The organism is Hydrogenophaga sp. (assembly GCF_018780075.1).
Taxonomy (GTDB): Bacteria; Pseudomonadota; Gammaproteobacteria; order Burkholderiales; family Burkholderiaceae_C; genus Hydrogenophaga.
The window spans coordinates 1-9,360 of the sequence record NZ_JADMKB010000182.1 but is presented as its reverse complement, the minus strand read 5'-3'; the positions used below and the strand labels follow the sequence as shown (position 1 = coordinate 9,360).

The 9,360-nt window shown below is 67.3% G+C and carries 9 protein-coding genes; 6 read left to right on the top strand and 3 right to left on the bottom strand.

Annotated features, from left to right (window positions below; all coding sequences use genetic code 11):
* Positions 1 to 665, bottom strand: a 665-nt coding sequence (locus tag IV088_RS25685) for a tripartite tricarboxylate transporter substrate binding protein (protein ID WP_291107831.1), incomplete at its 3' end; no start/stop codon positions are given.
* Between the two features lie 116 nt (positions 666 to 781).
* Here IV088_RS25685 and IV088_RS25680 point away from each other — a divergent pair.
* Positions 782 to 1,753, top strand: coding sequence for a LysR family transcriptional regulator (locus tag IV088_RS25680; RefSeq protein WP_291107828.1), 972 nt, complete (start codon positions 782 to 784; stop codon positions 1,751 to 1,753).
* 54 nt (positions 1,754 to 1,807) lie between these two features.
* Here IV088_RS25680 and ytfE read toward each other — a convergent pair whose 3' ends face one another.
* Positions 1,808 to 2,518 carry an iron-sulfur cluster repair protein YtfE gene (gene ytfE / locus IV088_RS25675; protein ID WP_291107825.1) on the bottom strand — a complete coding sequence of 237 codons (711 nt, stop codon included), beginning with the start codon at positions 2,516 to 2,518 and terminating at the stop codon, positions 1,808 to 1,810.
* A 122-nt stretch (positions 2,519 to 2,640) separates the two neighbouring features.
* On the opposite strand from ytfE, the gene IV088_RS25670 reads away from it, so the two are divergent.
* Entirely contained in the window at positions 2,641 to 3,120 is a 480-nt protein-coding gene (locus tag IV088_RS25670) for an Rrf2 family transcriptional regulator (protein WP_291107822.1), read from the top strand.
* A 202-nt stretch (positions 3,121 to 3,322) separates the two neighbouring features.
* The gene (locus IV088_RS25665) at positions 3,323 to 3,760 is read left to right on the top strand and encodes a YciI family protein (protein WP_291107818.1); all 438 of its coding nucleotides are present in this window, start codon (positions 3,323 to 3,325) and stop codon (positions 3,758 to 3,760) included.
* Positions 3,761 to 3,797: 37 nt separating this feature from the next.
* On the opposite strand, the gene ccoG is transcribed toward IV088_RS25665, so the two are convergent.
* Positions 3,798 to 5,222 carry a cytochrome c oxidase accessory protein CcoG gene (ccoG, locus tag IV088_RS25660; RefSeq protein WP_291107816.1) on the bottom strand — a complete coding sequence of 475 codons (1,425 nt, stop codon included), beginning with the start codon at positions 5,220 to 5,222 and terminating at the stop codon, positions 3,798 to 3,800.
* A 151-nt stretch (positions 5,223 to 5,373) separates the two neighbouring features.
* Here ccoG and IV088_RS25655 point away from each other — a divergent pair, with 151 nt between their 5' ends.
* The 3 genes from IV088_RS25655 to IV088_RS25645 all read left to right on the top strand — a co-directional run.
* Positions 5,374 to 7,305: a type IV pili methyl-accepting chemotaxis transducer N-terminal domain-containing protein gene (locus tag IV088_RS25655; protein ID WP_291107814.1), complete on the top strand. Its 1,932-nt coding sequence runs from the start codon at positions 5,374 to 5,376 to the stop codon at positions 7,303 to 7,305.
* The gene (locus IV088_RS25650) at positions 7,302 to 7,994 is read left to right on the top strand and encodes a response regulator (protein ID WP_291107812.1); all 693 of its coding nucleotides are present in this window, start codon (positions 7,302 to 7,304) and stop codon (positions 7,992 to 7,994) included. Before IV088_RS25655 ends, IV088_RS25650 begins: the two co-directional genes overlap by 4 nt.
* Positions 7,995 to 8,306: 312 nt before the next feature.
* The coding region (locus IV088_RS25645; protein ID WP_291107809.1) for a nitrate/nitrite transporter at positions 8,307 to 9,360 on the top strand (1,054 nt) is incomplete at its 3' end.

Genomic DNA, 9,360 nt, shown 5'->3' with positions numbered 1-9,360 from the left:
GCGGCCACCGCCAGCGGGCGGATCTTGCCGTTGCGGATGTGGCCGATCACCGAGGGCATGGTGTCGAAACTCACCTGCACCTGCCCGCCCATGAGATCGACCAGCGCGGGCGCGCTGCCGCGGTAGGGAATGTGGGTGATGAACACGCCGGCCACGTCCTTGAACAGCTCGGCCGCGATGTGCTGCGTGCTGCCCGAGCCGCTGGTGGCGTAGTTGAGCTGACCGGGCCGGCCCTTGGCCAGCTTGACCAGATCGCCCACGCTGGTCACGGGCAGCGCCATGTTGGCCACCAGCACGTTGGGGACCGACCCCACGAAGGCGACCGGCACCAGGTCCTTGTCGTTGTTGTAGGACAGCTTGAGCAGGTGCGGGGCAATGGCGTGGGCCGTGGAGACACCCATGACCATGGTGTGTCCGTCGGTGGATTTCGCGGTCAGGTCCACCGCCAGGGTGTTGGAGGCGCCGGCCCGGTTTTCGACCACCACCGATTGTTTGAGCAAGGGGCCCAGCTTGTCGGCCACGGCGCGCGCCATGGCATCGGTACCGCCGCCGGGCGACGAGCCGACCAGCAGTTTCACCGGCTGGCGCGGCCATTCCTGCGCCTGTGCCCAGGTCGAGGCGAAGCTCAGGGCAATGAGGGTCAGACCCAGTGGGAACGGTTTCATGTTGGTCTCCTGTCGTGTGGATGAATCGGGCAATTTGTGAGCGGATGGTAGGCACCCGATTGATTCCCGTATACTGAAATTAAGTGAACTATAGATAACCGTGGGTTATCAATTCAATGGCGCTCATCCAGACCTCGCAGCTCTTGAACCGCATGCGCATGCGCCAGGTGGCGCTGCTGCTGGCCATCGGGCGCCATGGCACCTTGCGGGCCGCGGCGGCGGAGCTCGGCATGACCCAGCCGGCGGCCACCAAGATGCTCCAGGAGCTTGAACACGCCCTGGGCCACGCGCTGTTCGAGCGCGCGGGTCGGGGGCTCCGGCTGACCGAGTCCGGGCACTGCGTGATGGGCTACTTCCAGGGCCTGCAAGGCAGCCTGGACGCGCTCACGCGCGAACTGGACGGGATCGAACAGGGCGGGACCGGCAAGCTGCACATCGGCAGCATCATGGCCGCCTCGCCCGAGCTGCTCTCCAGCGCATTGCTGGCGCTGAAGCAGCTGCACCCGAACCTGGCCATCGAGATCACGGTGGACACCAGCGACCGCCTGACCGAAAGCCTGCGCCGCGGCGACCTGGACCTGGTGATCGGCCGCGTGCCCGAGGGCGCGCTCGACGACATGGATTTCCGGCCTGTGGCCGACGAGGCCCTGAGCGTGGTCGCCCACCCCGACCATCCGCTGGCGGGCCGCCCCAAGGTGGCCTTCGCCGACCTGCTGAACCACCCCTGGATCCTGCAGCCGCGCGGCAGCCCCATGCGCGAGGTGCTGGAGCAGGAGTTCCGCCGCCACAAGGCGCCGCTGCCACGCGGCCTGATCGAGACCTCGTCGATCCTGACGACGATGAACCTGCTCGTGCGCTCGGACATGATCGCGGTCATCCCCGCCGAGGTGGCGGCGCGCTACGAATCGCACCGCCTGCTGGCGTGCATCCGGTACACGGTGCGCCAGCAGCTGGGCGTGTTCGGCTGCCTGACGGCGCGAGGCAGGCCCCCCAGCCGCCCAGTCAGCCAGCTGCTGTCATTGCTGTCGACGCAACACGCGCCAGCGCCTGCCGCGGCCGCCACCAGCGGCACGACCCGATCCCGGTGACCGGCCGGCCGGGCAGCGCCTGAACGGCCCGGCCGATGCTGGGGGAGTCGGGGCTCAGGCCGCCACGGCTTGCGTCTCGGCCGACGGCTCGAACCGCGGGAACAGCAGGTTGTTTTCGAGGTGGATGTGGTTGATCAGGTCGTCCGACAGCTGCGCGATGCCGGCGTACAGGGCGCGCCAGGTGTTGCAGGCGCCCTGTGGGGGCGTGGCGTCACCGGTCAGTGCCATCAGGCGCTCCAGCATCTGACCGTGGCCGGTGTGTTCCTCGCGCAGGACATGGATGGGGTCCGCGGCCTGTGGGTGGCCGCCAGCCTGCAGCATCGGGAACAGGACCTGCTCTTCCTTGTCCATGTGGTCCAGCAGCTCGGCCTCCATGATCTCGAGGTGTTCCGCCAGACCGTGGGGCACGTCGGGGCTGTCGCGGTGGACCGCCTCCACCCGGCGGGCCATGCGGATCAGCTCCGGCAACTGCTCACGGTGCACCGCGTGGTAGCGGGCCAGGATGTGATCGATCATCACCTCGGGCGACTCGGTGACCGGCGTCTCGCTGGAGCGCTCCAGCGAGGCCAGCTCGGCCAGCACCGCGTCGAGCGGCAGCCCCTTGCTGTTGCAGGCCTGCTGCAGGGGCACCTGGCCGCCGCAACAGAAATCGAGCTTGAGCCGGCGGAAAACGGCCGTGGACCCCGGCAGATCCACAGCGATCTGGCCGATGGCCTGCTGCGCGCGGTCGGCGGTGGGGATGGCGACGGTGGGGGCGTGGTTCACGGGGCGTCCTTTTAAACATTCACATTGAATGCATGTATTAAAAGATAAAATTCACAACAGGTGAATATTTCCACAGAACGACACGGGGTATCCGGAAGAACGATGCCCCAGGAGATCACGGCATGCGACTGACCCACTGGAGCGACTACAGCCTGCGCGTGCTCATGTACTGCGCGGCCTGCGCGCAGCGCGACAAGCCCGCCACCATCAGCGAAATCGCCGAGGCCCACGGCATCTCGCGCAGCCACCTGACCAAGATCGTGATGACGCTCTCGGGCATGGGGCTGCTGGAGACCACACGCGGTCGCGGCGGCGGCCTGCGCCTGCTCAAGCCGGCGCGTCAGATCGTGCTGGGCGAGGTGATCCGACTGACCGAAACCGACTTCACCCTGGTCGAGTGTTTTGACAGCGAACACAACACCTGCCGCCTCGACGGCCATTGCCGTCTCAAAGGCACGCTGCGGCAGGCGATGGACAGCTACCTCGCGGTGCTCGACGGCGTGACCCTGGCGGATCTGCTGGAACCCATGTCGCCCCCGGGGGCTGGCGCGCGCAAGGTGGTGCGCGTGGTGAAGCACATACCGGGGCTGCCGGATGCGTAGGCGTGCTTCCGACACACGGTGGCACCTTCACGGCAAGACGCCCCACATCGAAAAGTTCGCGAAGACGCCGTAGAGGGCAAGGGAGGGGTGGCGGAGCGAACCCTTTGATTCGAAGCCTTGCGAAAAAAGTGCGTGCCACTGTCGATCTGAGGCGTTACCGTTCGTCGTGGCAGTGGCGGCACCCACCAACGGAGACATCACGATGCGATTCATCATCACAGCACAGGCAGGCACGGACGACACGAAAACAGACCCGCCAGCGGGTTTCGACGAAAAGCTCTTCACGGCCTACATGCGGTTCAACGAAGACATGCACAAGGCCGGCATCCTGGTGGCGTCCGAGGGTTTGAACCCTTCGGCGAGGGGCGCGCGTGTCGCGGTTTCACAGGGAAAGCGACACCTCGTCGACGGTCCTTTCGCCGAGTCGAAGGAACTCGTCGGCGGCTTCTACATCATCGAGGTGAAGTCGCTCGAAGAAGCCATCGGGTGGGCGCTGCGCGCCCCCTCAGGGTGGGGCTCCGACGACGTGCTGGAGATTCGCCAGCTGACCGGGCCGGGTGACCTTCCGCCCGAGATTCTCAAGCTCATCCAATCGGCTGCGCCCACCTGGAGCGCGGCGGTCTGGCAGGCGAGGGAGTAGCACGGCAACTCGCGAGTATCGGAACCAGTCCGCCGCCTCAATAGCGCGGCACGATGAAGGTGCTGTTCACCTGAACCGGCTCGTGTGCGCCGGCCGTGTCGGTTTCGATCTGGAACACCACCGGCAGCGTCTCCCCGCTGTGGTGCTGCGCCCAGGCCAGTGGCAGCACCAGCCGCACCGCCATGCTGTGGGTGCTGGTCGCGCCCACCTGCAGCCCCGCGGCCGTGTCCAGCCGCAGCCCCTCGATGCCCGAGACGCGCACGGTGTAGCCACTGGCTTGCTCCAGGCTGTTGGTGATCTGCAGCCGGTAGGTGTTCTCGACGTCGCCGTTGCCGGTCTGGCGCGCCAGCGCACCGCGGTCGCGGCTGACGGCCACGCCGTAGTCGCTGCGGTGCCCCAGGCTCCAGACGAAGGCGCTGCCCAGCACCAGCAGCAGCGCGGCGTAGATCAGCACCCGGGGCCGCCACACCCGCCGCAGCATGCGCGCGGGCGACCAGCCCTGCTCGATGCCGTTGCCCGAGGAGTAGCGGATCAGACCGGGGGCGTAACCCATCTTGTCCATCACCTCGTCGCAGACGTCGATGCAGGCCGCGCACGCGATGCATTCGTTCTGCAGGCCGTTGCGGATGTCGATGCCGGTCGGACAGACCTGCACGCACAGCGTGCAGTCGATGCAGTCGCCCAGGCCCAGCGCCTTGGGGTCGGCCTTGCGGGAGCGGGCGCCGCGGTGCTCGCCGCGTTTCGCGTCGTAGGCGATGACCATCGAATCCATGTCGATCAGCGCGCTCTGGAAGCGCGCGTAGGGACACATGTACTTGCACACCTGCTCGCGCATGAAGCCGGCGTTGCCGTAGGTGGCGAAGCCGTAGAAGAACACCCAGAAGGTGGCCCAGGGCGTGAGCGTCAGCGCCAGGCTCTGCTCGGCCAGGCTGTGGATGGGGATGAAGTAGCCAACGAAGCTGAAACCGGTGAACAGCGCGATGGCGATCCAGGCCGCCTGCTTGCCGACCTTGCGGGCCAGTTTTTCCAGCCCCCAGGGCCGCGCGTCCAGGCGCATGCGGGCGCTGCGGTCGCCCTCGATGCGGCGCTCGACCCAGAGAAAGATCTCGGTGTAGACGGTCTGCGGGCAGGCGTAGCCGCACCACACGCGACCGGCGATGGCGGTGAAGAAGAACAGCGCCAGCGCCGACAGCACCAGCAGCGCAGCGAGGTAGATGAAGTCCTGCGGCTGCAGCACCAGGCCGAACACGTAGAAGTGCCGCTCATCGAGGTTGAACAGCACGGCCTGCCTGCCGTTCCAGCGCAGCCAGGGCAGGCCATAGAACACGAGCTGGGTCAGCCAGACCATCACCCAGCGCCAGCGCGCGAAGCGGCCGCTCACCGAGCGCGGGTAGATCTTCTGCTGCTGGTCGAGCAGGGGAAAGAACACCGGCTGGGTCGCCGGTTCGGGGGGTGTGGGCATGTCGTCGTGGGCGCGGCGTGAAACATGAATTTTAGATGCACATTCATGCAGGACCATGCATGGTTGCATGCCCTTGCTGGCGCCGGGGTCTCAGGGGCGGTGGTGGTTCCCGGCGGTATCGGGGCCGGGGCAAAGCCGCTAACCTATGGCCATGGCATCCACCGTTTCCCTCTCGATCAAGCTGATCCGCATCGGCGCCAGCCTGCTGGTCATCGCACTGGCCTCGATCGGCCTCACGCTCTGGGTGACCTGGCAGCTCGAAGGCGGCGCGGCCGCGGTGAACGAGGCCGGGCGCATGCGCATGCAGATCTGGCGCCTCAACAGCTCGGTGGCGGCCCAGCGCCCGGCCGTCGAGGTCCAGGCGCTGGTGTCCGAGTTCGATCAGAGCCTGGGCCTGCTGCGCCGCGGCGATCCGAGCCGCCCGCTGTTCGTGCCCTGGAACGACGAGGTGAGCCAGCAGTTCGTCACCGTCGAGGCGCTCTGGCAGAACCAGCGCCCGCTGTGGCGGGGTGAGGTACCGCCCGATGCCGCGCGCTCGCTGCAGGCCGCGGGCGAGTTCGTCGATGCCATCGACCAGTTCGTGCTGGTGATCGAGAAGCAACTCTCGGGCTACACCGCCATCCTCAACCTGTTCCAGTTCGTGATGATGGCGCTGGCCATCGGCAGTGCGGTGATCATGCTCTACACCGGCTACCTCTACGTGATCAACCCGCTGGCGCACCTGCGCAAGGTGCTGGCGCGCGTGGAGGGGGGCGAGTTCGGCACCCGCATCGACGTCGACACGCAGGACGAATTCGGCCAGGTGGCCGCCGGCTTCAACCGCATGGCCAGCACCCTGCAGTCGCTCTACGAGGGGCTGGAGGCCAAGGTGCAGGCGAAGACGCAGCGCGTCGAGGCGCAGCGCGCGCGGCTGGAAGCGCTGTACGAAGTGAGCGCCTTTCTCGCGCAGGCCAGCACCATCGAGGAACTCACCCGCGGCTTCTCGCAGCGGGTGCGCCAGGTCATGAAGGCCGACGCGGTGGCGGTGCGCTGGTCGGACGAAGCCAACCAGCGCTACCTGATGCTGGCGTCCGACTGTTTCCCGCAGGACATGCAGGAAGAAGAGCGCAGCCTGCTGGCCGGCGCCTGCGCCTGCGGCAACCTCAAGCCCGACGCCCGCACGCGGGTGATCCCCATCCACAACCACGCCGACGCCCCCATGCGCCACTGCGCGCGCGCGGGCTACGAAAGCCTGGTGAGCGTGCCGGTGCGCCTGCAGCAGCGGCTGATCGGCGAGATCGATCTCTTTTTCCGCAGCGAGGTGCACCTCAACGCCGACGAAACCGAGCTGCTCGACGCGCTCGCCAGCCACCTGGCCAGCGCGCTCGAAGGCCTGCGCGCCGCCGCGCTGGAGCGCGAGGCCGCGGTGGGCGAAGAACGCGCCCTGATCGCGCGCGAGCTGCACGACTCGATCGCCCAGTCGCTCGCGTTCCTGAAGATCCAGGCCGGCCTGCTGCGCAACGCGGTGCAGAAGCAGCAGCCCGACAAGGTGAGCTCCACACTCGACGAGCTCGACGCCGGGCTGAAGGAGAGCATCAACGACGTGCGCGAGCTGCTGGTGCACTTCCGCACCCGCACCAACACCGACGACATCGAGGCGGCGCTGCAGGAGACGCTGCAGAAGTTCCAGCACCAGACCGGCCTGCCCACGCGCCTGCAGCTCGATGGCGAGGGCCTGCCGCTGCCGCCCGACGTGCAGGTGCAGGTGCTGCACGTGGTGCAGGAAGCCTTGTCCAACGTGCGCAAGCACGCCGGGGCCAGCCACGTCAGCCTCGACGTGCACAAGGCCGCACGCTGGCGTTTTGTCGTGCGCGACAATGGCGCGGGCTTCGACACCCGCCAGCACCGCAGCGAGAACCACGTCGGCATGAAGATCATGCGCGAGCGCGCCGAGCGCATCGGTGCCAGCGTCGAGCTGGTGTCCAACCCCGGTCAGGGAACCACGGTGACCCTGACCCTGCCCCCTTACCCGGTGAGCGGCCGTGGCGTCGGAACGCTGGGCCTGAACCTGCAAGAACTGTCCGAGATCCTGCCCGCCCCATGACCCAAGCCCCCGCTCCCCGCATCCAGCTGCTGCTGGTGGACGACCACAACCTGTTTCGCCGCGGCCTGCGGGCCCTGCTGTCGCAGGACGAGCGCTTCGAGGTGACCGGCGAGGCGGGCGACATCGGTGAGGCCCTGCGCTGCCTGGCGCAGGCGCCGCAGCCCGACGTGATCCTGCTCGACAACCACCTGCCCGGTGTGCACGGGGTGGACGCCATCCCCGCGTTGAAAGACGCCGCGCCGGGCACGCGCATCCTGATGCTCACCGTGAGCGAAAACGAAGACGACCTCGCCGCCGCCTTGCGCGCCGGGGCCGACGGCTACCTGCTCAAGACGGTGGAGTCCGACCAGCTGGCCGAGACCATCGTCAAGGTGCTGGACGGCGAATCGGTGATCAGCCCCGAGATGCTGACCAAGCTGGTCTCGGTGTTCCGCTCCCGTCCGGCCGACAGCGCACCGGCCCCGCTGGAGCCGGCCCGGCCCGGCGGCCCTTCGCCCGATCTGCTCTCGCCGCGCGAGCGCGAGATCCTGCTGCTGATCGCGCGCGGCGACAGCAACAAGCTGATCGCGCGCGCGCTCGACATCGCCGAGACCACGGTGAAGATCCATGTGCAGCACATCCTGCGCAAGCTCGGCCTGAGTTCGCGGGTGCAGGCCGCGGTCTACGCCACGACACGCGGTCTGGTTTAAACCGTCCACCCCCGCGCCGCCTTCGGCGTCACCCCCTCAAGGGGGCGCCAGCAGCGGCCCGGCAAAGCCGGTTCCGCGCTGGCCTGGGCCTTTGGTCACTTCATTCGCGGCGGATCGCGCGCCGGCCGGGTGAATCGGTGGAACCCCGTTTGATCCACATCAAGTCGGGGTGATTCGGGCCCCGGGGTAGTTCATCCGGACGATGGCCGCTGTGGCGGGCATCGTCCTTCTGCTGCGTGCCGGGCGCCCTCCGGCGGATGTTCGGCGCGGGCGAAAAACCGGACAGTCATGCCATGTCTCTGGAGAAAGAACATGGCCTCTGAACTTCGCAACGAAAGAAAAGCCTGGTCGGTGCTGATCGTCAGCACGCTGGCTTTCACAGTCTGCTTCATGGTGTGGATGATGTTTGGCGTCATCGGCATACCGATCAAGAAAGCGCTCGACCTCAATTCCACCCAGTTCGGCCTGCTGATGGCCACGCCGGTGCTCACCGGCTCGCTGGTGCGCGTGCCGCTGGGCATCTGGACCGACCGCTTCGGCGGCCGCATCGTGATGGCCATCCTCATGGCCATCACCGTGCCGGCGATCTGGCTCATGAGCTACGCCACCGCGTACTGGCACTTCCTCACCATCGGCCTGTTCGTCGGTCTGGCGGGCGGTTCCTTCTCGGTCGGCACGCCCTATGTGGCGCGCTGGTTCCCCAAGCACCGCCAGGGCATGGCCATGGGCGTGTACGGCGCGGGCAACTCGGGCGCGGCGGTCAACAAGTTCGTCGCGCCGGTGCTGCTGGTGGCCTTCGGCTGGACCATGGTGCCGCAGGTGTACGCGGCCATCATGCTGGGCACGGTGATCCTGTTCTGGCTCTTCAGCCACAGCGACCCGGCGCACCTGGTGCCGAGCAACGTCAAGTTCACCGACCAGCTCAAGGCGCTCAAGGACCCCAAGGTCATCAAGTACTGCCAGTACTACAGCATCGTGTTCGGCGGCTACGTCGCGCTCTCGCTCTGGATGGTGCAGTACTACGTCGGCGAGTTCGGTCTCGACATCCGTGTCGCCGCCCTGCTCGCGGCCTGCTTCTCGCTGCCCGGCGGCGTGCTGCGCGCCATCGGCGGCATCCTGTCGGACAAGTTCGGTGCCCACAAGGTCACCTGGTGGGTGATGTGGGTGAGCTGGATCTGCCTGTTCCTGCTCAGCTACCCGCAGACCGACTTCACCGTCACGACCGTGGACGGGCCCAAGACCTTCCACATCGGCCTCAATGTCTACATGTTCACCGGCCTGATGTTCATCCTGGGCATCTCCTGGGCCTTTGGCAAGGCCAGCGTCTTCAAGTACATCAGCGACGACTACCCGAAAAACATCGGCG